The organism is Castellaniella sp. (assembly GCF_049651205.1).
In the GTDB taxonomy this organism is placed as follows: Bacteria; Pseudomonadota; Gammaproteobacteria; order Burkholderiales; family Burkholderiaceae_B; genus Castellaniella.
Genome location: NZ_JBASBR010000011.1, coordinates 80,152 through 102,746 on the forward strand (window position 1 = coordinate 80,152; position 22,595 = coordinate 102,746).

Annotated in this window: 22 protein-coding genes; 11 read left to right on the forward strand and 11 right to left on the reverse strand. The window is 59.2% G+C overall.

Annotated elements, in window-relative coordinates:
* The first annotated feature begins 26 nt into the window (after window positions 1-26).
* The gene (locus WA928_RS07095) at window positions 27-1,436 is read left to right on the forward strand and encodes a replicative DNA helicase (RefSeq protein WP_424301457.1); all 1,410 of its coding nucleotides are present in this window, start codon (window positions 27-29) and stop codon (window positions 1,434-1,436) included.
* On the opposite strand, the gene pdxA is transcribed toward WA928_RS07095, so the two are convergent.
* From pdxA to WA928_RS07115, 4 genes are read right to left on the reverse strand one after another with little or no spacing between them, the layout of a single operon-like run.
* Window positions 1,433-2,440, reverse strand: coding sequence for a 4-hydroxythreonine-4-phosphate dehydrogenase PdxA (pdxA, locus tag WA928_RS07100; protein WP_424301460.1), 1,008 nt, complete (start codon window positions 2,438-2,440; stop codon window positions 1,433-1,435). The genes WA928_RS07095 and pdxA overlap by 4 nt on opposite strands.
* A 10-nt stretch (window positions 2,441-2,450) precedes the next feature.
* Complete coding sequence (locus tag WA928_RS07105) at window positions 2,451-4,238, reverse strand: PhoH family protein (RefSeq protein ID WP_424301463.1); 1,788 nt, start codon at window positions 4,236-4,238, stop codon at window positions 2,451-2,453.
* 23 nt (window positions 4,239-4,261) lie between these two features.
* Window positions 4,262-4,732: a peroxiredoxin gene (locus tag WA928_RS07110; protein WP_424301466.1), complete on the reverse strand. Its 471-nt coding sequence runs from the start codon at window positions 4,730-4,732 to the stop codon at window positions 4,262-4,264.
* Window positions 4,729-5,175 (reverse strand): Mth938-like domain-containing protein, encoded by a 447-nt coding sequence (locus tag WA928_RS07115; protein WP_424301469.1) that lies wholly within the window; start codon window positions 5,173-5,175, stop codon window positions 4,729-4,731. Before WA928_RS07115 ends, WA928_RS07110 begins: the two co-directional genes overlap by 4 nt.
* Before the next feature lie 155 nt (window positions 5,176-5,330).
* Between WA928_RS07115 and alaC the strand changes: the two genes are divergently transcribed.
* The 3 genes from alaC to thrC are packed head-to-tail and all read left to right on the forward strand — an operon-like array spanning window position 5,331 to window position 9,216.
* Entirely contained in the window at window positions 5,331-6,518 is a 1,188-nt protein-coding gene (gene alaC / locus WA928_RS07120) for an alanine transaminase (RefSeq protein ID WP_424301472.1), read from the forward strand.
* Window positions 6,515-7,819 carry a homoserine dehydrogenase gene (locus WA928_RS07125; RefSeq protein WP_424301475.1) on the forward strand — a complete coding sequence of 435 codons (1,305 nt, stop codon included), beginning with the start codon at window positions 6,515-6,517 and terminating at the stop codon, window positions 7,817-7,819. Before alaC ends, WA928_RS07125 begins: the two co-directional genes overlap by 4 nt.
* Window positions 7,816-9,216 (forward strand): threonine synthase, encoded by a 1,401-nt coding sequence (gene thrC, locus WA928_RS07130; RefSeq protein WP_424301478.1) that lies wholly within the window; start codon window positions 7,816-7,818, stop codon window positions 9,214-9,216. The genes WA928_RS07125 and thrC overlap by 4 nt, the downstream gene beginning before the upstream one ends.
* Before the next feature lie 15 nt (window positions 9,217-9,231).
* On the opposite strand, the gene hpnE is transcribed toward thrC, so the two are convergent.
* The 3 genes from hpnE to hpnC are packed head-to-tail and all read right to left on the reverse strand — an operon-like array spanning window position 9,232 to window position 12,267.
* Window positions 9,232-10,524 (reverse strand): hydroxysqualene dehydroxylase HpnE, encoded by a 1,293-nt coding sequence (gene hpnE, locus WA928_RS07135; RefSeq protein ID WP_424301481.1) that lies wholly within the window; start codon window positions 10,522-10,524, stop codon window positions 9,232-9,234.
* The gene (gene hpnD / locus WA928_RS07140; RefSeq protein ID WP_424301484.1) at window positions 10,521-11,384 is read right to left on the reverse strand and encodes a presqualene diphosphate synthase HpnD; all 864 of its coding nucleotides are present in this window, start codon (window positions 11,382-11,384) and stop codon (window positions 10,521-10,523) included. Before hpnD ends, hpnE begins: the two co-directional genes overlap by 4 nt.
* Window positions 11,374-12,267 (reverse strand): squalene synthase HpnC, encoded by an 894-nt coding sequence (gene hpnC, locus WA928_RS07145; RefSeq protein ID WP_424301487.1) that lies wholly within the window; start codon window positions 12,265-12,267, stop codon window positions 11,374-11,376. Before hpnC ends, hpnD begins: the two co-directional genes overlap by 11 nt.
* A 70-nt stretch (window positions 12,268-12,337) precedes the next feature.
* Between hpnC and alr the strand changes: the two genes are divergently transcribed.
* From alr to phoU, 7 genes are all read left to right on the forward strand, one after another.
* On the forward strand, window positions 12,338-13,453 hold the full coding sequence (gene alr / locus WA928_RS07150) for an alanine racemase (RefSeq protein WP_424301490.1): 1,116 nt from the start codon (window positions 12,338-12,340) through the stop codon (window positions 13,451-13,453).
* Window positions 13,454-13,467: 14 nt separating this feature from the next.
* Window positions 13,468-14,184 carry an SDR family oxidoreductase gene (locus tag WA928_RS07155; RefSeq protein ID WP_350380809.1) on the forward strand — a complete coding sequence of 239 codons (717 nt, stop codon included), beginning with the start codon at window positions 13,468-13,470 and terminating at the stop codon, window positions 14,182-14,184.
* Window positions 14,184-15,545, forward strand: coding sequence for a DNA repair protein RadA (gene radA / locus WA928_RS07160; protein ID WP_424301494.1), 1,362 nt, complete (start codon window positions 14,184-14,186; stop codon window positions 15,543-15,545). Before WA928_RS07155 ends, radA begins: the two co-directional genes overlap by 1 nt.
* Window positions 15,546-15,557: 12 nt before the next feature.
* Window positions 15,558-16,343: a sulfite exporter TauE/SafE family protein gene (locus WA928_RS07165; protein ID WP_424301497.1), complete on the forward strand. Its 786-nt coding sequence runs from the start codon at window positions 15,558-15,560 to the stop codon at window positions 16,341-16,343.
* Window positions 16,340-17,023 carry a 3-deoxy-D-manno-octulosonic acid kinase gene (locus tag WA928_RS07170; protein WP_424301500.1) on the forward strand — a complete coding sequence of 228 codons (684 nt, stop codon included), beginning with the start codon at window positions 16,340-16,342 and terminating at the stop codon, window positions 17,021-17,023. The genes WA928_RS07165 and WA928_RS07170 overlap by 4 nt, the downstream gene beginning before the upstream one ends.
* 64 nt (window positions 17,024-17,087) lie before the next feature.
* Window positions 17,088-17,771, forward strand: coding sequence for a ribose-5-phosphate isomerase RpiA (gene rpiA / locus WA928_RS07175; protein ID WP_424301503.1), 684 nt, complete (start codon window positions 17,088-17,090; stop codon window positions 17,769-17,771).
* A gap of 133 nt (window positions 17,772-17,904) precedes the next feature.
* Complete coding sequence (gene phoU / locus WA928_RS07180; protein ID WP_424301506.1) at window positions 17,905-18,624, forward strand: phosphate signaling complex protein PhoU; 720 nt, start codon at window positions 17,905-17,907, stop codon at window positions 18,622-18,624.
* Between the two features lie 83 nt (window positions 18,625-18,707).
* Here phoU and WA928_RS07185 read toward each other — a convergent pair whose 3' ends face one another.
* The 4 genes from WA928_RS07185 to argA are packed head-to-tail and all read right to left on the reverse strand — an operon-like array spanning window position 18,708 to window position 22,463.
* Window positions 18,708-18,980, reverse strand: a complete 273-nt coding sequence (locus WA928_RS07185; protein ID WP_417251545.1) for an oxidative damage protection protein — start codon at window positions 18,978-18,980, stop codon at window positions 18,708-18,710.
* Between the two features lie 43 nt (window positions 18,981-19,023).
* On the reverse strand, window positions 19,024-20,004 hold the full coding sequence (rfbD, locus tag WA928_RS07190) for a dTDP-4-dehydrorhamnose reductase (protein WP_424301510.1): 981 nt from the start codon (window positions 20,002-20,004) through the stop codon (window positions 19,024-19,026).
* 17 nt (window positions 20,005-20,021) lie between these two features.
* Entirely contained in the window at window positions 20,022-21,095 is a 1,074-nt protein-coding gene (gene rfbB, locus WA928_RS07195; protein ID WP_424301513.1) for a dTDP-glucose 4,6-dehydratase, read from the reverse strand.
* Window positions 21,096-21,107: 12 nt separating this feature from the next.
* Window positions 21,108-22,463 (reverse strand): amino-acid N-acetyltransferase, encoded by a 1,356-nt coding sequence (gene argA, locus WA928_RS07200; RefSeq protein WP_424301516.1) that lies wholly within the window; start codon window positions 22,461-22,463, stop codon window positions 21,108-21,110.
* Window positions 22,464-22,595 lie beyond the last annotated feature (132 nt).

The following is a 22,595-nucleotide window of genomic DNA, read 5'->3' on the forward strand; positions in this document are numbered from 1 at the left end:
GCAGGGCGAGCACCAAGGCCGGCTCGATGCCGGCCTTTTTTTATTGGATCAAGGATCACGTGGTGGATATCGAAACCGACAATCAACTGGATTACCTGCGCGTCCCACCGCACTCCATCGAGGCCGAACAATCGGTTTTGGGTGGCTTGCTGCTGGATAATGCCGCATTTGATCGTATTGCCGATGTTCTGGTCGAAGATGATTTCTATCGTTTTGACCACCGCCTGATCTGGCAGCACATTACCCGTCTGGTGGGTCTGGCGCGCCCGGCCGATGTCATTACGGTACACGAATCCCTGGCCACCGCCGGCAAGGCCGATGACTGCGGCGGCTTGCCCTATCTCAATGCGCTGGCGCACAACACGCCCTCGGCGGCCAATATCCGACGCTATGCCGAGATCGTGCGCGAGCGTTCCATGCTGCGCAAGCTGGTGTCGATTGCCGACGAGATCTCTGCGACTGCCTTCAACCCTCAGGGCAAAGAAGCCCGGCAGATTCTCGACGAAGCAGAATCCCGTGTGTTTCAGATTGCGCAAGAGGGTGCCCGCGGGATGGCCGGGTTTCAGGAGATCCGGCCCTTGCTGGCGCAGGTTGTCGAGCGTATCGACGAGCTGTACCACCGCGAGGGAGATTCTGATGTTACCGGCGTGCCCACGGGCTTTGATGATCTCGATCGCATGACATCCGGCCTGCAGCCGGGTGATCTTGTTATCGTTGCCGGGCGTCCATCCATGGGTAAAACCTCGTTCTCGATGAATATCGGTGAGCACGTCGCGATCGAGCAAGGTCTTCCGGTGGCCGTGTTTTCCATGGAAATGGGTGCGGTGCAGCTGGCCATGCGCATGATTGGTTCCGTTGGCATGCTCGATCAGCACCGGATGAGAACCGGGAAGCTCAACCAGGATGACTGGCCCCGCCTGACACATGCGGTGCAAAAGGTTGAGCAGGCACAAATCTATATCGATGAAACGCCAGCGCTCACCTCGATGGAGGTACGGGCGCGCGCCCGCCGTCTGTCGCGGCAGTGCGGGCAGCTGGGAATGGTGATCATCGACTACATCCAGCTGATGTCAGCCAATGGCGGGGGTGAGAACCGCGCCACCGAGATTTCCGAGATCAGCCGTTCGCTCAAGGCCCTGGCTAAAGAACTCAATTGCCCGCTGGTGGCTTTGTCACAGCTAAACCGCAGCCTCGAGCAGCGCCCCAACAAGCGGCCGGTCATGAGCGACCTACGTGAGTCGGGGGCTATCGAGCAGGATGCGGACGTGATCATCTTTATTTACCGGGATGAGGTCTATAACCCTGATTCTCCCGATAAAGGCACCGCCGAAATCATTATCGGCAAGCAGCGTAACGGCCCGATTGGCACGGTGAGGCTGACATTTCAGGGTGCCAGCACGCGGTTCCTTAATTTCTCTGCTGCGCCGGGTTACTAAGCCTGGTCAGTGTGTGCGTGGGCGGTCATTTGCAGGGCCATATCAAAGGCTGCCCTTAAAGAGGCAGGATCGGCGATCCCCTTGCCGGCGATGTCAAAGGCTGTGCCGTGATCAACGCTGGTACGCACAAACGGCAGGCCCACCGTGACATTGACGCCTTCATCCAGCCCCAGATACTTTACCGGGATGAGCCCCTGGTCGTGGTATTGGGCTACCACGATGTCAAACTCGCCTTTTCGGGCCCGCATAAAGATGGTGTCGCCCGGCCAGGGGCCTGAGACATCCAGCCCCTGTGCCTTGGCCGCCTGGATGGCGGGCAGGATATGGCGGGATTCTTCTGTGCCAAATGCACCGCCTTCGCCAGCATGGGGATTGAGCCCCGCCACGGCAATGCGTGGCTGTCGGATACCAGCTTGCCGGCACGCCAGCTGGGCCAGGGTAATGGCACGGTGCTCGGCCTCCTGGTTGATGGCTTGGGGAACATCAGCCAGCGCCATATGGATGGTAACCAGCAGGACGCGCAGCTCGTGGTTGGCCAGCATCATGGCGTAATCGGTGGTGGCGGTACGCTCTGCCAGGATTTCGGTGTGTCCAGGGAAATTTATGCCTGCCGCATGCAAGGCTTCTTTGTGCAGTGGTGCGGTAACCACAGCACGCAAATGGCCGCCCTGGGCATCATCGATTGCGTGGCACAGGTACTCGTAGGCACCTCGCCCTGCGCGGGCGTCTACACGCCCGTAGGGCAGGTCTGGCGGTAGGCTGTCCCATCGATTCAGCACACCGATGACGTTCTTGCAGGAACCTGCGCCAGGGGTTTTCAGTGGCTGAATCCTGATTTGGTCTTCGAGGCCCAGTGCTGTACAGGCCCGGGCGAGAATCCCTGCATCGCCATACACCACGGCGGGGTGGGGCAGCCCCTGGTGAAACAGCTTGACGATAAGCTCGGGGCCAACCCCTGCGGCATCCCCCAGGGTGAAACCAAGAGGCAAGTGGCTTCGTTGCATGTTGACAGACTCAGAGCGCATCGCTGGCGTAGTCTGCCAGACGGGAACGCTCTCCGCGTTGCAAGGTGACATGGCCTGCGTGCGGCCAGCCCTTGAAGCGGTCGACCACGTACGTAAGCCCCGAGCTGCCTTCGGTGAGGTAAGGCGTGTCGATTTGCGCAATATTGCCCAGGCAAACGATTTTGGTGCCCGGGCCCGCCCGAGTAATCAACGTCTTCATCTGTTTGGGTGTCAGATTCTGCGCTTCGTCGATGATCAGGAACTTATTGAGGAAAGTGCGCCCCCGCATGAAATTAAGGGATTTGACCTTGATGCGTGAGCGGATCAGGTCCATGGCGGGTGTTTTGCTCCAGTCGGGGTTGCCTGAGCTGGGGGTGCTGGTGATGGCGTTGCCGGCCCCCTGGTGCAAGACTTCGAGGTTGTCTTCCAGGGCACCCATCCAGGGCAGCATTTTTTCTTCTTCGGTGCCAGGTAAAAACCCGATGTCATCGCCTACGGGCACCGTGGCGCGCGTGATGATGATTTCGGTGTAGCGTTTGGTTTCGAAGGCTTGTGATAACGCGCTGGCCAGGGTGAGCAGTGTTTTACCGGTGCCCGCTTGTCCCAGCAACGATACAAAGTCGATGTCGGGGTTCATCAGCAAGTTAAGGGCGAAATTTTGTTCGCGGTTGCGTGCCGTAATGCCCCAGACGCTGTTTTTGCCATGGCTGAAATCGCGTAAGGTGGCCAGAACCGCACTTTTGCCGGTAACCTCGCGCACCTGTGCCGACAAAGGCATGTCGCCTTCGTAGTAGACAAATTCGTTGACGCTGAACTGGCTGCATAGCGGCCCACGCACCCGATACCAGGTAAGGCCGTTTTGCTGCCAGGATTCGATGTCTTTGCCGTGCTTGTTCCAGAAGTTTTCGGGTAGCGGCAGGATGCCGTCGTAGAGCAGATCAGAATCGTCGAGGACGTGATCGTTGAGGTAGTCTTCGGCGGGCAGCCCCAGTGCGCGGGCCTTCAGCCGCATATTGATGTCTTTGGACACCAGGACGATCTCGCGCTTGGGTGAGGCCTCACGCAATCCGTGGACAATGCTGAGGATGACGTTGTCGGCCTTGCCCATGGGCAGCTCGATGGGCAGTCGTGCGTCGGTGGGCCGTGTCTGGAAATACAGGGCTCCTCTGGCTTCTTTGTTGCCAGAGCCGTCCAGCAATACCCCCTTGTTGAGGTCTTCGGTATTGCCGATGAGCTCGTCGAGCGAGCGGCTGACCTGGCGTGCGTTACGGGCGACTTCGGACATGCCTTTTTTCTGGTGATCAAGCTCTTCGAGCACAATCATGGGCAGAAAGACATCATGCTCTGCAAAGCGGAACAGCGAGCTGGGATCGTGCAGCAGCACGTTGGTATCAAGCACAAACAGCTTGCGCTGGCTGGCCGGCAGGCGCTTGGCCGGCCCCTTGCTGCTTTTGGCGGAGGGAGCAGGCTGTGTGTTGGATGCCAAAGCAGGTGGGTTGCCGGGTTTGGCAGCCTGGCGTGAGGCGATGGCCGAAACTGCGGGGGCTGCCGTATTTGATTTGGTTGAGCCGGATGCTGTTTTAGGTGTTGTGGCAGGCTCGGTTGTTGCTGTGCTTGGCGAACGGGTTGATTTTGTAAGAATCGCCGCGACCGCCGGCTTGTTGCGTGGTTTTCTGGGTGTGTCTGGTGTCGTGTCGGATACCTCGGTGTTGCCCGGTGGTGTAGCAGCGAGGGCTGATACGGTAGCAGACGGGTCGACCGTAGCACCAAGCTTGGTCGGCGGTTTCGGAAGCGGCATGGAGTCTCCGGAAAGTGGGATTTTTAGGCAGTCAGCTTGCGCACGGCCTGCAAGACTTCGTCTGCGTGGCCTGGCACACGAACGCCACGCCATTCCTGCACCAGCGTACCGTGTTGATCAACCAGAAAGGTGCTGCGTTCGATGCCGCGCACCTGTTTGCCATACATGTTTTTCTGTTTCATGACGTCAAAGAGCTGACACAGGGTTTCATCTGGGTCGGATACTAGCGCGAAGGGCAGGCTTTGCTGGTCGGTGAAGTTTTCGTGTGATTTGATGGAATCCCGGGAGATGCCAAACACCGGGCAATCCAGCGACTGAAATTGCGGGTGGAGATCGCGGAAATTTTGTGACTCTGTGGTGCAGCCCGGTGTGTTGTCCTTAGGATAAAAATAAAGAACAAAGGGTTTGCCTTGAAGTGCAGCCGAATCAAATGCACCGTGGGTGGATTCTGCGGTCAAGGGGGGCAAGGGTTTGCCGATTGCGACAGGGGTCATGGGGTAGGGTCTCCGGGTAACAAAAGCGCCAGGACGCGGCGTTCTTCGGACATCAAAATGTTGTATGTCCGGGCTGCGGCCTGGGTGGTCATGGTTTCGACACCAATGCCCAGCTGCAACAGCGGGCGAAGGGTTTCGGTGGGTAAGAAGGTTTGGCGGGTGCCCGTGCCGATCAGCAACACTTCGGGGGCATCGTCCGGCAGGCGGCTGGGGGCGTCGTCAAGAAACGCCATGGGATCGTCCGAGGCCTTGTCAAGCCCGATAAGCGCCTTCAAAAACGATGCATTGATCTCATTGACGCGGCTGATTTCTACCGTACGCACGGGGCCTTCAGGCCCAAAGCAGATGGCGTTTTCGTAGCGCACCTGATTGATCTCCAGGTGGTGCTCGCCGTATGCCGTTACGGTATTCAGTGCTGGATTAAGGTCTTTTTGCAATAACACGGCATGCTCCAGAGTTCCTGTGATGATAGCGCAGTGCGCCCCCGCCGACAGGCAGGCTGATTTGCGAGTCGCACACGCATGCGCTAGATTATCGGATTTGCTGCACTGCATCTACTTGCCGCCAGAATTTTGTTTCAGCCCTGCCGAGGATCATCATGACCACCTTTCCGCGTATCGAGCGCCTGCCACCCTATGTGTTCAACATTACGGGAGAGCTCAAGATGGCTGCCCGGCACCGGGGCGAGGACATTATTGATATGTCCATGGGCAATCCGGATGGCCCGACCCCACCGCATATCGTGGCCAAGCTGGTTGAGGTTGCCGAGCGGGAAAACACCCATGGGTATTCGGTATCCAAGGGCATTCCGCGTCTGCGCCGAGCCATTACGCAGTGGTACGAGCGCCGTTACGGCGTGCAGTTTGATCCCGATACCGAGGCGATTGTGACGATCGGCTCAAAAGAGGGCCTGGCCCACCTGATGCTGGCGACACTGGATCGTGGCGATACGGTGCTGGTGCCCAACCCCAGCTATCCGATTCACATCTACGGGGCGGTAATTGCAGGGGCTAATATCCGTTCTGTACCTATGATTCCAGGTCTGGATTTCTTTGAGGAAATCGAGCGTGCAGTGCGCGAGACCATCCCCAGGCCCAAGATGATGATTTTGGGCTTTCCCAGCAATCCCACCGCCCAGTGCGTGGATTTGTCGTTCTTCGAACGCGTGGTGGCACTAGCCAAAGAGCATGGCATTTTGGTGGTGCACGATCTCGCCTATGCCGACATTACGTTTGATGGCTATGTGGCGCCCTCCATCATGCAGGTGCCCGGTGCGCGTGATGTGGCTGTCGAATTCTTCACCATGAGCAAAAGCTACAACATGGCAGGGTGGCGTATTGGTTTCATGGTGGGCAACCGCGAGCTGGTCAATGCGCTGGCACGCATCAAGAGCTATCACGATTACGGCACCTTTACGCCTTTGCAGGTGGCTGCCATCGCGGCGCTTGAGGGCCCGCAAGATTGCGTGGCCGAAGTGGTCGAGCAGTATCGCCGCCGCCGCGACGTGTTGGCCAAGGGCTTGCACGAGGCAGGGTGGCCGGTGGATATCCCCAAGGCGTCGATGTACATCTGGGCGCACATCCCCGAGCCCTATCGGGCGACGGGTTCTCTCGAGTTCTCCAAGCGCTTGTTGTCGGAAGCCAAGGTGGCGGTTTCACCAGGGATTGGCTTTGGCGAGTACGGCGACGAATACGTGCGCTTTGCCCTGATCGAAAACGAGCAACGTACCCGCCAGGCGGTGCGCGGCATCAAGGATATGTTTCGCAAGGACGGGTTCCTGAAATGAAACCAGTTCGAATCGGCTTGTTAGGCCTGGGTGTTGTGGGTGGGGGTGTCTGGACAGTGCTGGCGCAAAACAGCAGCGAAATCGCGCGTCGTGCAGGGCGGTCCATCGAAGTCACTGCCGTGGCTGTGCGTGATGTCGCCAAGGCGCGGGCGCTGGTTGGGCCTGACGTCCGCATTGCGAGCGATGCGCATGAGCTTGTGAACGATCCAGATATCGACGTCGTCGTCGAACTCATGGGCGGTGATACGTTTGCCAAAGACTGCATTCTTCAGGCGATCGAGCACGGCAAGCATGTGGTCACGGCCAACAAGGCTTTGCTGGCCGTGCATGGTAACGAGATTTTCGCGGCAGCCCAGGCCCGCGGGGTGATGGTGGCTTTCGAGGCGGCGGTTGCCGGCGGAATTCCGATCATCAAGGCGATCCGCGAAGGCCTGACAGCCAATCGTATCCAGTGGGTAGCCGGCATTATCAATGGCACCACCAACTTTATTCTCTCCGAAATGCGTCAGCGTGGGCTGCCCTTCGAAACCGTACTGGCCGAGGCCCAGCGGTTAGGATATGCCGAAGCCGACCCAACCTTCGACATTGAAGGCGTGGATGCCGCACACAAGCTTACCTTGCTGGCGTCGCTCGCCTTTGGTATCCCGGTGCAGTTTGACAAAGCCACCACTGAGGGTATCTCCCATCTGGCTTCCGAAGATATCGTGCACGCCGAGCGTCTGGGGTATCGCATCAAGCTGCTGGGTATCACCCGCCGGCGCCCGGATGGCATCGAGCTTCGGGTGCATCCAACGCTGGTGCCGGCCGATTGCCTTCTGGCCAATGTCGAAGGCGCGATGAATGCTGTGTTGGTCAGGGGTGATGTTGTCGGTTTGTCCATGTACTATGGGCAAGGGGCTGGGGCCTTGCCTACGGCATCAGCCGTCGTGGCCGATCTGGTCGACGTTGCGCGTTTGCAAATGGCCGATCCCGAGCACCAGGTTCCCTATCTGGCTTTCCAGCCGGAGGCTGTGGTGGATATTCCTGTGCTGCCGATGGCAGAAGTGCGTTCCAGCTTTTATCTGCGCTTGCGCGTGGATGATGTGCCGGGAGTGCTGGCCGATTTGGCACGGATTCTGTCTGGTGCGGGGATTTCTGTGGGATCGATGTTCCAGCAGCCGCATGGCGATCAGCAGGCTGATATTATTTTCCTCACCCACGAAGCCCGTGAAGGCGATGTGGACGCCGCCTTGCAAGTGATGCAAAACCAGTCTTTTGTCCGCTCTGATGTCACCCGTCTGCGCGTGGAGAATTTCTCTTGAAATATCAGTCTACCCGGGGCGGTATGGCCCCTGTGCCATTTTGCGACATCCTGCTTGAAGGCCTGGCACCTGATGGTGGTCTGGCTTTGCCGGTCTCCCTGCCGCAAATCTCCAAGGCACAGCTTGAATCCTGGCGCGGCCTGTCCTATGCCGAGCTTGCCGCCCAGGTACTGGGTTTGTTCATCGACGACATTCCCACCAATGACTTGCAGCGCCTCACGCAAGCCGCCTATGCCCCCGAGGTATTTCCCCGGATTGCGCCATTAAAGCCATTGCGCCCCGGCGTATCGTTGTTGGGCTTGTCCGAGGGCCCTACGTTGGCGTTCAAGGACATGGCCATGCAGTTTCTGGGGCAGGTGTTCGAGTACGTGCTGGCGCAGCGTGGTCAAACCCTCAATGTGCTGGGTGCCACCTCTGGAGATACCGGATCTGCTGCCGAATACGCCTTGCGTGGCAAGCGTGGTGTGGCGGTGTTCATGCTGTCGCCTCATGGGCGCATGAGCGCCTTTCAGCGTGCACAGATGTATTCGCTGCAAGACGCCAATATCCACAATATTGCGGTACGGGGTGTGTTTGACGAATGCCAGGATATTGTCAAGGCACTCGCTGGCGATCTCGGCTTCAAGAACCGCCATAACCTGGGTGCCGTCAATTCCATCAACTGGGCCCGCATCGCCGCACAGATTGTTTATTACGTCTGGGGTTGGCTGCGTGCCACCACAGAGCCCGGCCAAAAAGTCTCATTTGCGGTACCGTCGGGCAACTTCGGCAATATCCTGGCCGGCCATCTGGCGCGTCAGATGGGGGTACCCATTCATCGTCTGGTTCTGGCCAGCAACGAAAACAACGTCCTCGAAGAATTCTTCCGCACTGGGGTGTATCGGCCACGGCCGGCCAGCCAGACGTATGCCACGTCCAGCCCCTCGATGGATATTTCACGGGCCTCCAATTTCGAGCGTTTTGTGTTTGATCTGGTGGCACAGGATCCAGCTCGGGTTCGCGGCCTGATGTCCGACCTGAAGCAAGACGGCCAGTTTGATCTCTCCGATCTCAAACCGCAGCTTGCGGATCGCTACGGCTTTGTTGCGGGCACCAGTACACATGCTGATCGTTTGTCCACCATCCGGGCGGTGTACCAGGAGTCTGGCTTGCTGATCGATCCGCATACGGCAGACGGCGTGCATGTAGCCTTGTCGCACCTTGATCCTGGCATCCCAATGCTGGTGCTCGAAACAGCACTACCGGCCAAGTTCTCTGAAACCATTCTTGAGGCAACCGGCCGGCAGCCCGAGATTCCTGTAGCACTGCAAGATTTGCAGCAGCAACCGCAGCGCTTTGAAATCATGGATTGCGACGCCAGCCTGGTGGCCGATTATCTTCGCCGGCACGCCTTGTAGCGTGGGTGGGTTGTCTTACGTAGTGGCCTGTTGTGCCGCTTTCAAGCCACTGCGTACGGCGCCTTCCAGTACCGCCGGGAAACCCGTGTCCGTCCAGTCACCGGCAAGATAAAGGCCTGGCCACGGGGTCTTGGTGCCTGGGCGCTTCAGGCCTGGCACCACATCAAAAGTCGCGTGCTTTTCAGTAATCAGAGACCACTGCACGACGGCAGGTAGGGGGTGTTTGGCCTGCTCCCGAATCTGCCGCAGCACGCCGTTAAAAATCGTCTCTGGGACTGTGTCGGCGTAGCGCTGGGCCCGTCCGATCACAATGTGCACCATGGATCTGGCTTCGGCCGTATGTGCATAGGCACTGGCGTCAAACATCCATTGTCCCCAAGCCTGAAGGGCTGGTTTGTCTTGCAGCAGCTGCATGGCGTGGCCCGAGTTCCACGGTTGGTTCAGACGCAGGGTCAGTGTGCCGATGGCTGCCATTTGGGGCAGGGGCCAGGTGCCCAGCCAGGTATTGGCGCCGGGTAGGGAAGACAGTAGCCGCCGGGCTTCGCGCGCGGACGTTGCAACAATCACCCGATCATGGCATTTGTCGTTCAAATGCCAGGTGTTTGCCGGGCCAGCTTGCAATTGCGTGATGCGTTCGCGGCTCAGTCGGTCGCCCAGCTGCTCGCAGGCCTGACGAGGCCACAGATCGTGGAGATGACCTCGCGGGATCAGCAGATCGCTGTCGCCGGGATGGGCACCCAGGCTCTTGGCCAGCAAATGTGCCAGCAAGCGGGCATCTGTGTGCTCCAGGGCGGTATTGGTGGCAGCCAGGCAAAGCGGTGTCCACAAGACGTTTTGCAGCCGGGGTGGGCACCCCAGTTGTTGCAGCCAGAGGGCTGCATTCATGTCTGCGGGAATCACCGGATTGTCCAGAGACTGCAGAACCCGCTTCAGATGCAGGCGGCCGCGCCAGCCTTGCAAGCCTTTGCTGCCAAACATCACCCCGAGTTGATGAAAAGGCGCTGGCAAAGGCCAGAATGAGAGTCTCAGGCTTTGGTCTGCCGACTGAAGATTCAGAGGGCAACGGTAAAAGGCAGATCGAGGATCGACGCCCAGTTGGGCCATCATGCCAAGAATAGCGTGATAGGCACCCAGCAAAATATGCTGCCCGTTATCTGTAGCCGTGGCCAGTGCCGGATTACGGATGTTTCGTGCGCGCCCGCCGGCAGCGGCGGCCGCCTCGTAGACATGAACGTCATGCCCTTGCTGCAGCGCATGGATTGCAGCGGCCAAGCCAGCCCAACCGGCGCCAATGACGGCAAGCTTCATGCAGACAGACGGCGTATCAGGCCCGCGCCGCCGCCCACCCACACCTTCCAGGCCAGCCAGAACTTCCGGATGGGCGTAAGGGTGATGCGCTGGTTCAGGACATGCCAGCCGTCGCGTTCGATTTCACCCAGCAGGGTGTGATAGATGGCTGCCATCATGAGCCCGGGCCGCTGGGCGCGCCGGTCGGCTTCTGGCAGCAAACGCATGGCGTCCCGATATAGGGATTGTGCACGTTGCGTCTGTTGCCGCATCAAGGCTTCGAACGCTGCCGTGTGGTGGCTGTCCAGGATGTCGTCTACGGTAACGCCGTGCTGTTGCATCTCATCGGCCGGCAGGTAAATCCGTCCGCGCCGGGCGTCATCGCCCACGTCCCTGATGATGTTGGTCATCTGAAACGCCAGCCCCAGGGTTTCGGCATATTGCAGGGTGCGCGCATCGGTGTATCCAAAAATACGGGCAGACAAATCTCCCACCACACCTGCGGCGCGCCAACAGTATTCTTTCAAGGCGTTCCAGTCGTCGTAGCGAAACTGGTCCAGATCCATCTCCATGCCTTCGATTATGGCGTAGAACGGGGCAGACTCAAGCCCAAAGGTTTTGATATGAGGCGCTAGTGCGATGGCCACCGGGTGGTCTGGCGCACCATCAAACATCAGATCCACCTGGCCGCGCCACCAGGCCAGTTTCATTCGTGCCACTGAGGCTTCCTCGGCGTCATCCACAATGTCATCCACTTCACGGCAAAAGGCGTACAGCGCCGTGATGGCGCGCCGTTGCTGCGTGGGCAGGAACAAAAATGAGTAATAAAAGCTCGAGCCGCTTTGGGCGGCCTTTTGCTGGCAGTAATCGTCAGGTGTCATGGTTTAAGGGTAAGGCAGTGTCTTGTGCCGGGCGGGGCCGGCCGAATGCGCGCCAGCATAGCAGGAAGCTATCCCGCCGACCCACGATGGGCCGATTGGCATAAGGGTTGTAACCACCGGCAGCCAGCTTTTCGAGGATACGTAATCCTCCCAGTACCACCAGACGCAACTCCCAGCCTATACGCCCGGGCAGGCGCCAGGCCAGGGGGCTGCCGGCGAGCAAGGCTTGCTGTGCCTGCTGGGCCTGTTCGCGCAACACCGCCCGCCAGGCTTGGGGCGCTTGCGCGGGTGGGTTCTGGCAAAGATCAGCCAGCGCAGGCAGGGTGACATGATGCCGTGCCAGGCAATCCAGAGGGATATAACAGCGGCCTTTGGCCTGGTCGATTGCCACGTCCTGGCAAAAATTGACACGTTGCAGCCCGGTGCAGATTGCGTCCGATTGCTCGATGTCTTGCGGGCTGGTGGCGCCAAACAGGTGCAGCATCAGCCGGCCCACAGGATTGGCCGAGCGCCGGCAGTAGTCTTTCAAGGCAGTCTCGTCAGGATAGTGGGTCACGTCCAGATCCTGAATAAAGGCGGACAGCAGATCCAGCAGAGGCTGAATCGGTAATTGATGTTTTGCGAGGGTCAGACGCAGGCGCTCGAAGATTGCGCTGTCTTCGGCAGACAGGGCGACGCGAACAGTCTGGTGGGTGCCCAGATCCTGCACGGCCAGGCGCCAGCGCTCAAGCGCCTCCCGGCGCGTTGCGGTATCTGCGTCACCTTCGTCAGCCAGATCGTCTGCGCCGCGTGCAAATGCGTACAGGGTTTGCACGGCAGGGCGCAGCCTGGCTGGCAACAGAAGTGATGCGACAGGGAAGTTTTCGTAGTGATCGATGGCCATTAAGCGGCAGTATACTGATCCCCGGTTGGCGAGGCGCGTATGCCCCGCTTTTCTGTTTCATGAGGATCCCATGCCACGTCCAATCCTGGTGACGGTCGATACGGGGGCGTTGTCCCATAATTTGCAGCAAGTGGCCCAACGCCTGTCACAGGATGCGCCAGATGCGGCGCCCTTTGTGTGGGCGGTCATGAAATCCCGGGGCTACGGTCACGGGGTAGCCGCAGCCCTAAACGGGTTTGCCCAAGCAGATGGTCTGGCGATGCTCGATCTCGACGAAGCCATTCAGTGCCGTGAAGCCGGCTGGACAGGGCCCTTGTTGCTGCTTGAGGGGTTTTTTGAGCCCGCCGATCTGGAGATCCTTTCGCATTACTGCATCCAGACCACCGTTCATTGCGCCGAGCAGCTCGAAATGCTTGAGAGTGCCCTGTTGCGCACACCGCTGGATGCCTTGGTGAAACTGAATAGCGGCATGAATCGCTTGGGTTTCCAGCCAGAGCAATACCGTGCAGCGTTTGCCCGGGCGCAGGCACTGCAAACCAGTGGTGTGTTGGGGTCTGTCGGCAAAATGACGCACTTTGCGCGGGCTGACGACGACATGGCTGTCACGCGGGCACAGATGGACCGCTTTATTCAGGCTACCCAAGGTTTACCCGGCCCGGTCAGTGTGTGTAACTCTGCTGCTACGTTGACGCCCGGCTTTGCCGCCGCGGTTGGTGGCACCAGCCAGTGGGTACGCCCGGGCATTTGTCTTTATGGGGCGTCACCGTTTGCAGATAAGCCTGCCAGCCATTTTGGTTTGTTGCCGGCCATGACGCTCAGTGCGCACCTCATCAGTACACATGTTGTGCCGGCAGGAGAAGCTGTTGGCTATGGGCAAACCTTTCGTGCGCCTGAGGCCATGAAAATAGGGATCGTGGCTTGTGGGTACGCGGATGGTTATCCACGGCACGCCCCCACAGGCACCCCGGTTACCGTAGATGGGATTGAAACCCGTCTCGTTGGCCGCGTGTCCATGGATATGTTGGCGGTCGACCTCCAGCCGATACCCGATGCACATGTCGGCTCCAGTGTTGTACTGTGGGGCCAGGGTGGGCCTTCGGTGGATGCGGTTGCCCAGGCCTGTGGCACCATAGGCTACGAACTCCTTTGTGCCGTGGCGCCTCGTGTGCCACGGCGCGAGATCTAACTCCAGGGATCCCCATGAAAAACAGTTGCGTCCTCGTCACGGGTGCCACCAAAGGTATCGGTTGGGCCGTCAGCCAGCGCTTGGCCGACCAAGGCTGTCATGTCGTGGGCTTGGCCCGACATACCGCCGATATCGATTTTCCCGGATATCTGTATGCGTGCGACTTGGCCAACGCCGGCGAAACTGAAGAGCTTCTGCGGGTGATTCGCGAAAAATATCCGGTGGATGCTGTGGTCAACTGTGTGGGCCCGGCCATGGCTGAACCCCTCGGAGAAGTTGATCTGGCTTCCCTATATCAGGCCTTTGATCTCAACGTGCGTGTGGCCGTTCAGGCCGTGCAGGCATTTGTCCCGGGGATGAAGGCCCGCAAGGCCGGACGTATTGTCAATCTCTGCAGCCGTGCAGTGCATGGTGCCGCCGGCCATACCAGTTACTCGGCTGCGAAAAGCGCCTTGCTGGGGTGCACACGCACCTGGGCACTCGAGCTTGCACCATACGGTGTAACGGTCAATGCAGTGTCTCCCGGCCCGGTCGAGACTCTCCAATTTCGCTCCGAATGTCCAGTGGGCAGCGATGCCGAGCGTGCGGTGTTGTCTACCATTCCGCTGGGGCGTCTGGCGCAGGCCGACGAGGTTGCTGCAGCCGTGGTGTTTCTGCTAAGCGACGAAGCTGCATTTATCACCGGACAAGAATTAGGGGTAGATGGGGGCGGCAGCCTGGCGGGCCGCTAATGGCCAAAGCAAAAGCCCGATCCCTGTTTCTGTGTACCGAGTGTGGTGGCACCACGGCCAAGTGGGAAGGCCGTTGCCCGCACTGCGGTGCATGGAACACCCTGCAAGAATCCCGCGAGCCTACCGCTTCGGCGGCCCATCGGTTTGCACCTCTGGCAGCCTCGGCCCCCGTGCGCCGGCTGGCCGACATCGAGGCGCGTGAACACACGCGTAACCCCACAGGCATCGAAGAGTTCGACCGTGTATTGGGCGGTGGCTTGGTCGCTGGTGCGGTTGTCCTGATCGGTGGCGACCCCGGTATCGGGAAATCCACGCTACTGTTGCAGGCGCTTGCCAGCCTGTCTGCCCAACGGCCTGTGTTGTATGTCACAGGCGAAGAATCAGCCGAGCAAGTGGCGCTACGGGCGCAACGCCTGGGCGTATCCGGTGATTCAGTCGATCTGTTGGCTGAAATCCAGCTCGAGCAGATCACGCATGCCCTGCTAGAGCGCAAGCCCGAAGTGGCAGTGATTGATTCCATCCAGACGCTGTACTCGGGAGAACTCACTGCCGCGCCCGGCTCGGTGTCCCAGGTTCGGGAGTGTGCTGCGCAGCTTACCCGTGTGGCCAAGCAAACAGGCATCACCCTTATCCTGATCGGGCATGTCACCAAGGATGGTGCACTGGCCGGCCCCCGGGTGCTTGAACACATCGTAGATACCGTCCTGTATTTCGAAGGTGATACCCATTCTTCATTTCGCCTGGTGCGGGCCATCAAAAATCGCTTCGGTGCAGTCAATGAACTCGGCGTCTTTGCGATGACTGATCGTGGCCTGAAAGGCGTCAGCAATCCGTCGGCACTGTTTTTGGCTGGCCATGCGCGCCAAGTGTCGGGGTCTTGCGTCATGGCTACTCAAGAAGGCACCCGGCCGCTGCTGGTTGAGGTGCAGGCTTTGGTGGATACCGCGCACGTGCCCAATCCCCGCCGGCTTTCGGTAGGCCTTGAAAGCAGCCGGTTGGCAATGTTGCTGGCCGTCTTGCATCGTCACGCGGGGGTGGCCACCTTTGATCAGGATGTCTTTGTAAACGCCGTGGGAGGGGTTCGCATCATCGAGCCTGCGGCCGATCTCGCTGTCGCGTTGGCCATTTTGTCTTCTATGCGTGATCAGGCCTTGCCCGAGGGCCTTCTGGCGTTTGGCGAAATTGGCCTGGCGGGTGAGATCCGCCCGGCGCCTCGTGGGCAGGAAAGGCTGCGCGAAGCTGCCAAATTGGGGTTTACTCAGGCGGTTGTGCCGCGTGCCAATCTGCCGCGTCAGGCCATCGAAGGCCTGGAAATCCGAGCAGTCGACCGCATCGAAGATGTCTTGAGTGTGTTGCGTTAAGGATTGATCTGGATGTTCGAGAGTATGTGGTTGATTCCCAGCTGTCTGCTGGTTGGCGGGATTATCGGGTTTTCAGGAGGGGTTCTGGGCATCGGCGGTGGCCTGTTTGCAATTCCTTTGCTTGGCCTGGTGTTGGGCTATGAGCAACAAGCGGCACAGGGGACAGCCCTGATCATGGTGCTGCCGGCGGTGCTGCTGACCGTGCGCAAATATCATCAGCGTTCGCCAATTAATCTGCGCTCGGCAGGTGCCGGGGCGGCAGGATCGATCATCTTTACCTGGATTGGTGCGCAGATCGCCCTTGGCATTGATCCGTGGCTGTTGCGTCGCGTCTATGCCGGTTTTGTTTTTCTCATTGCGTTGTTTTATTTTCGCGAAAGCCTGGGCCGTGGGGCTAGAACGCGGCCGGAAAGTCACTATCATGACGTGGGTGAAGTTCGGCAGCTTTGGTATTTTCTAGTGGGTATTTTTGCAGGACTTACCGGCGGTATCTTTGGTGTGGGGGGCTCCGTGCTGGCTGTGCCTGTCATGACAACGTTATTTCATTTGCGCCAGACCGCAGCGCAAGGTCTTGCACTGACCATGATTGTGCCGGGCACTGTGGTGGCGCTGGCAACCTATGCGTGGCATGGGCAGGCGCATGGGTTGGTGGGTATTCCCTTGGCCTTGGGCAGTCTTTTGTGTGTGCCCTACGGGGTTCGTCTGGCCTATTCGTTGCCAGAGGCCAGGCTGAAACTGATCTTTGCCTGCATGTTGCTGGTGATCATGGCGCTTTTGCTGGCGCGAGGCCCGGCATGAGGCCCGTTCCTCCCGGCTGGGTGGTGCGGGCGTTGCCGTCTGGCGCATTATGTGTCCCGCAGGCGCTGGCCGATCGGGCCTCGGCAGGTTGGTTTGATCCGCATCAGCCGGGTGCGCAGGCAGTTACCCAGGGTGGCCGGCAAGCGGCCTGGTTTGTCGATGGCGATCATGGCCCTGCCGTCTTGCGGCAATACCGGCGTGGTGGCTTGCTGGCGCGGCTGCGGCGCGATACATATTGCTGGTTGGGGGCTGCACGCGTAAGGGCCTGGGCCGAGGTTCGCGTGCTGGCCCACTTGCAGGCGGCTCGGGTGGCTGTTCCCCAGCCCTTGGCGGCGGCGTACTGGCGCACAGGCTTCAGCTATCGCAATACCATTTTGGTGGGGCGCATTTTTGGGGCCATGCCCCTGGCCCAGTTGCTGGATCGTGCTTCTCCATTGTCTGTGGCAAATGCAATCCGCACCATGCATGACGCCGGCGTCTGGCATGCCGATTTAAACGCCTACAATATTTTGCTGGATCCGGACGATACCGTCTGGCTGATCGATTTTGATCGGGCCACGATTGGCCATGTCTCAAGCCGCCAGCGGCACAATAATCTGCAGCGCCTGCGTCGGTCCTTGCTCAAGGTGGCCGGGCCACAAGGGGCGGCCTGGGCCGACCAGCTAGAGGCGTGCTACTGAACCTGCTATTGGCAGGCACTAAAATACACTTGTCAATATCCAATTTTTGCAGGAACCCCCGCGTATGCGCACTCAGGACGAACTCAAGCAACAGGCAGCCCAGGCGGCCCTGGATATTGTGCTGCCTCAATTGCAGCCAGAAAGCATTCTAGGGGTGGGCACCGGTTCTACCGTTGACCGTTTCATTGATCTGCTGGCAGCCCATCGCGAGGCGTTTCGCGCCGCAGTGTCCAGTTCAGAGCGCAGTACCCAGCGCCTTCAGGCAGCGGGTATCCAGGTGCTTGATCTCAATGAGGTCTCCTCGCTCACCTTGTATGTCGATGGGGCGGATGAACTTGATCACCAGCTCAATATGATCAAGGGCGGGGGGGGGGCACTGACCCGCGAAAAAATCGTGGCGTCGGTGGCCGACCGCTTTGTCTGCATTGTTGATGAGAGCAAGCTGGTGCAGCAGCTGGGCAGGTTTGCATTACCCATAGAGGTCATCCCGTTGGCGCGTGAGGCCGTTGCCCGCGAGGTTCGACAACTGGGAGGCCAGCCAGTGTTGCGGGCTGGGTTTACCACCGATAATGGCAATCAGATTCTGGATGTCAGCGGTTTGCAGTATGACGACCCTGCCGAATTCGAAGCCATGCTGAACAATATTCCAGGGGTGGTCTGCTGCGGTTTGTTTGCAATTTCCGGGGCACATCTGGCATTGGTGGCAGGGCAGGATGGCGTGTCCCTGCTCGAGCTCCAGGAAAGCTAAACTCAACATACCTCAGGCGGTCATGTGGTTGTCATGTTTGCCTGCTATGCTGGGTTTCTTTTCAAGTGGCAAGCGTGATGGTACGCTTGCCCTCCTTGCACTCTAGTGTGTCACAAGCAGTCAGAGGCTTCCGATGCTGGAACATACCAATAAACAATTTCACGGCGAACTCGAAACCACACGATCCATGTTTCTGCAGATGGGGGGGCTGGTCGAGTCCATGGTGCTCGACGGCATTCATGCCCTGTCCGAGGGGCAACTGCAATTGGTCGACCGCGTCCGCGAACACGAGCGTCAGGTCAATCAGTTTGAGGTCGATATCGACGAGCGCATCAGCCAGTTGATTGCCCGTAATCAGCCGACTGCAGTTGATTTGCGGTTGTTGCTGTCAATCTCCAAAATGCTGACCGACATGGAACGCTGCGGCGACGAAGCAGAAAAAATCGCTAAAGTGGCACGCCGCTTGCATGAGTCGGATTCGTCCTACGAACCCGTGGTAGAGCTGCGTCACATGGCCGATGGCGTGGCCAGCATGATCCGTGCCGCGCTGGATGCTTTTGCCCGCGAGGATCCCGTGGCGGCTGCGCAGGTCGTGCGCAACGACAAGGACGTCGACAAAGAATGGAAAGCGTCGCTGCGCCACATCATTACCTACATGATCGAAGATCCGCGCACCATTTCGCGTTCGATAGATCTCATCTTCATTGCCCGTGCGCTAGAGCGTATCGGCGACCACGCCAAGAATATGGCCGAGCGGGTGATTTACATGGTGCGTGGGGATGATGTTCGCCATCTGGGTGTTAACAACACCGAGCGCATGGCGCGCGGCGAACCCCCAGAGCCCCGCGGCTGACAGCTTGAGCAGACGATCCTGACTCGGCTGGTACAGCCTGTTTTCCTGTGTCGGGCAGGCTGTGTGTTGTGTTTGTTTGGTAATCAGGGGGCGGGGGGCGTATAGCCTTGTGCCTCGACGTCCTGGTCGTCAAACAAAAAAGCTTTCATGCGCTCGGCTAAAAATTTCCGGGCCTCAGGTTCTGCCAGGCTTAAGTGGTTTTCGTTTACCAGCCGGGTCTGGATATCCAGCCATTTGGCCCATGCGTCCCGCGAAATCTCGCGCCAGATCCTGGCCCCAAGCTCTCCTGGATAAGGTGGGTAATCAAGGCCTGCTGCCTCGCGGTTTAGTTTGTGGCAATGGATCATGCGGGCCATGTTTTGCGCTCCTGCGGCTTCAACAGGCCACCATTGTAGCGGCCTAATTTGTGCCCGGTTTGGTGTGCAGGGTTTGCAGTACCTGCGCCAGGCCCAGGCGCCAATCTCTTTCGACAGGGCCCAGCAAGGCTTCAATGCGCGAGCAATCCAGCCGGCTGTTGGCGGGGCGGGGCTCGGGAGAGGGCCATTGGCTTGCACTGACCGGCTGCACGGTGGGTATGCCTGCAAGCATTTTGCTTGCCTGTGCCTGACGGAAAATCTCTTCTGCGAAACCCTTCCAGCTGACCGTCGGTGTTCCGCAAAAATGATAGATTCTGTTGAACGCATCCACACCATCTGTTATCGGTGCGGTACTTGTCGGCGTGGATGTCCGGTGTGTGGAAGCCTGAGTCGCTTCGTCAGAGGTTATGACGTGCAGCGCCAGGCGATGCAAAGCCTGGGCCAGGTGCCCGGCCCACGTCGGGTTGCCGATCTGGTCGTCGACCACTCGCAAAGAGGTTTGGCGGCTGGCAAGGTTGAGCATGGTCCGCACAAAGTTGGCGCCCCAGGCACTGAATACCCAGCTGGTACGTACCACGATGGCGCGGCTGTCAGCAGCCATCACGGCCTGTTCACCTTCCCATTTGCTGCGCCCGTAGGTATTTAACGGCGCCGGCGTGTCGGTTTCCTGGTATGGGCGGTACAGTTGGCCGTCAAAGACGTAGTCGGTAGACACGTGCAGCAGCCGGGTGTGACGGGCAGCACATTGTTGTGCCAGCCACTGCGGGCCTTGTGCATTGATGGCCGTGGCCTGCTCGGGGTGGCTGGCCGCCTGATCCACAGCGGTGTATGCGGCGGCGTTGATCAGGCAATCTGCCGGATGCTGATCCAGAAAACGTACGATGGATGCTTCATTGCCCAGATCCATGTGCTGACGGGTGGCAAAGACATAATGGGCGGCTAAGGGCTGTTGTTTGGCCAGTGCTTGCAGCGATCTGCCCAATTGGCCGTCTGCACCGGTGACAAGAATGACGGGTACGCGCATTGTGTCGTCCGGCTTGATCACTGCCCGATGCCGCTAAGGCCCAGGCGCTGGCCTTGGCTGCGGGCGTCCTGAAGGCTGTCCAGCCATTGCGGATTGGACAGATACCATTGCACGGTTTTACGCAGGCCACTGGAGAATGTCTCCCGGGGGGCCCAGCCCAGTTGCGTCTGGATCTTGGATGCATCGATCGCGTAGCGCAGATCATGGCCTGGGCGGTCGGTGACGTGTGTAATCAAATCTGCATAGCGGGTAACCCCGGCTGGGTGCTTTGGCGCGAGTGCCTCGAGCAAGTCACAGATGGCGTGCACCACGTCGATATTGCGTTGTTCGTTGTGGCCGCCAATGTTGTAGGTTTCTCCGGGTGTGCCGGCTTCAATCACGCGCTGAAGTGCTCTGGCATGGTCTTCTACATACAGCCAGTCGCGAATCTGTTCGCCTTGGCCGTACACCGGCAAGGGCTTGCCGGCCAGTGCGCCAAGAATAATCAGCGGGATGAGTTTTTCGGGAAAGTGATAAGGCCCGTAGTTGTTGGAGCAGTTGGTGATCAGGACAGGCAGGCCGTAGGTGCGGTGCCAGGCGCGTACCAGGTGATCGGCGCCTGCCTTGCTGGCAGAATACGGCGAACTGGGGGCGTAGGGGGTACGCTCTGTAAACAGATCCTCGGTATTGGCAAGATCGCCATAGACTTCGTCGGTTGAAATATGGTGGAACCGAAAGCCGGATTGATCTTCTTTGGACAGGCGGGCCCAGTATTGGCGTGCGGTTTCCAGCAGGGTATAGGTGCCAACCAGATTGGTGTGCACAAAAGCAGCCGGGCCATCAATTGATCGGTCGACGTGGGTTTCGGCAGCCAGGTGCATGACCGCTTGGGGCTGGTGCTGCGCAAAGATGCGCTCCAGTGCGGCTGCGTTGCAAATGTCCTGGTGTTCAAACACGTATCGCGGGCTGGCGCTGACCGAATCCAGAGAGGTGAGGTTGCCGGCATACGTCAGCTTGTCGACATTGACGACGGAGTGCCCGGTAGACTGGATCAAATGGCGAACCAGCGCCGAGCCAATAAAGCCGGCGCCTCCGGTGACGAGGATTTTCATGTACTGTCAGGCCTATAACCGCTTGATAAATACCAGGCTGTTGCGAGAGTGGTTGTAGTGCGCGCGCTTTTCGTGGGGCAGGTCGGATACCCCGCCTTGCACGAAGCCGCGTTTCAGAAACCAGTGGGATGTACGGGTGGTCAGTACAAACAGGCGCCGAGCCCCGTGGGCGCGGGCTGTAGCTTCGGCGTGGCGCAGAAGCTTTTCGCCATCACCTGCGCCTTGCCACTCGGGATGGACAATCAGGCAGGCCATTTCAGCCATGCCGTCAGACAGGTATGGAATCACCGAGACACAGCCGTAGATCACGCCGTCGTGCTCCAGCACCGTGAATTTCTCGACGTCCCGTTCTATCACGGCACGGCCACGGGGCACCAACGTGCCGTCGGATTCAAGGGGTTCAATCAGCTGCACAATGGCCCCGACGTCATCGGCGACTGCGGGGCGAAGGTCTTCGAGCGTGTCTTCGACCACCATGGTGCCTACGCCGTCGTGGGTAAAGATCTCGAGCAGGATGCTGCCGTCCAGCGTGTAGGGCACCAGGTGTGCACGTGCCACGCCGCGCTTGACTGCCAGTGAGGCGTGGCCCAAAAACGCGCTGGTGTCTTCATCGAGTACGCCCTGGGCCAGGAGCTCGTCTGCGTCTTTGCGGGCCAGCTCCGTATCCACAGAACCGTCGGTTTCGGTAACGGTGCGGTTTTGCGTCAGAAAAATCAGTTTCTCAGCCCGCAGTGCCACAGCAGCATTGGTGGCAAGGTCTTCCATTGCCAGGTTGAAGGCTTCGCCCGTGGGAGAAAAACCCAGGGGTGACAGCAAAACAATGGCGCCCTGGCTGATGATATTGTGCATGGCATCGATATCCAGCTTGCGGACTGTGCCTGCGCGGCGGTAATCAATGCCGTTGATGACGCCAACGGGCCGTGCCGTGACGAAGTTGCCGGAAATCACGCGAATCTTTGCATGGGACATGGGCGTGTTGGGAAGGCCCTGGCTGAAGGCCGCTTCGATGTCCAGGCGGATTTCACCAGCGGCTTCTTTGGCGCACTCGAGTGCTTCGGGGCTGGTGGGCTCGGTGCCCCGCCCAAATTGGGTGGTGTAGCCTTTTAGCCTCAGTTGCTCATTGACCTGCGGGCGCGAGCCGTGCACCAGCACCAGCTTGACACCCAGCGCCGATAACAGGGACAGATCAGCGACGAGAGACTCAAGACCTTCGTCCTCGATGAGTTCCCCGCCAAAGGCCACCACAAATGTTTTGCCTCTGAAGTCGTGCACGTAGGGTGCCACCTCGCGAAACCAGCGGACAAACTGCGCGGCTGCGAATTCAGGGGCATCCTGTGCGGAATAGGTGTCGATTTCGGCTGAGCTCATGGCAAGTTGGGGTGGGATCGCAAGAGGGAGACCTCGAAATTATAATGACGGATTACCCTTAAGGGCATGGAAGGTCTCTGAGTGGGGCTTTAAGCCTAAGCCGGATGGGCCCGTTGCTGGCACCCGGCCACG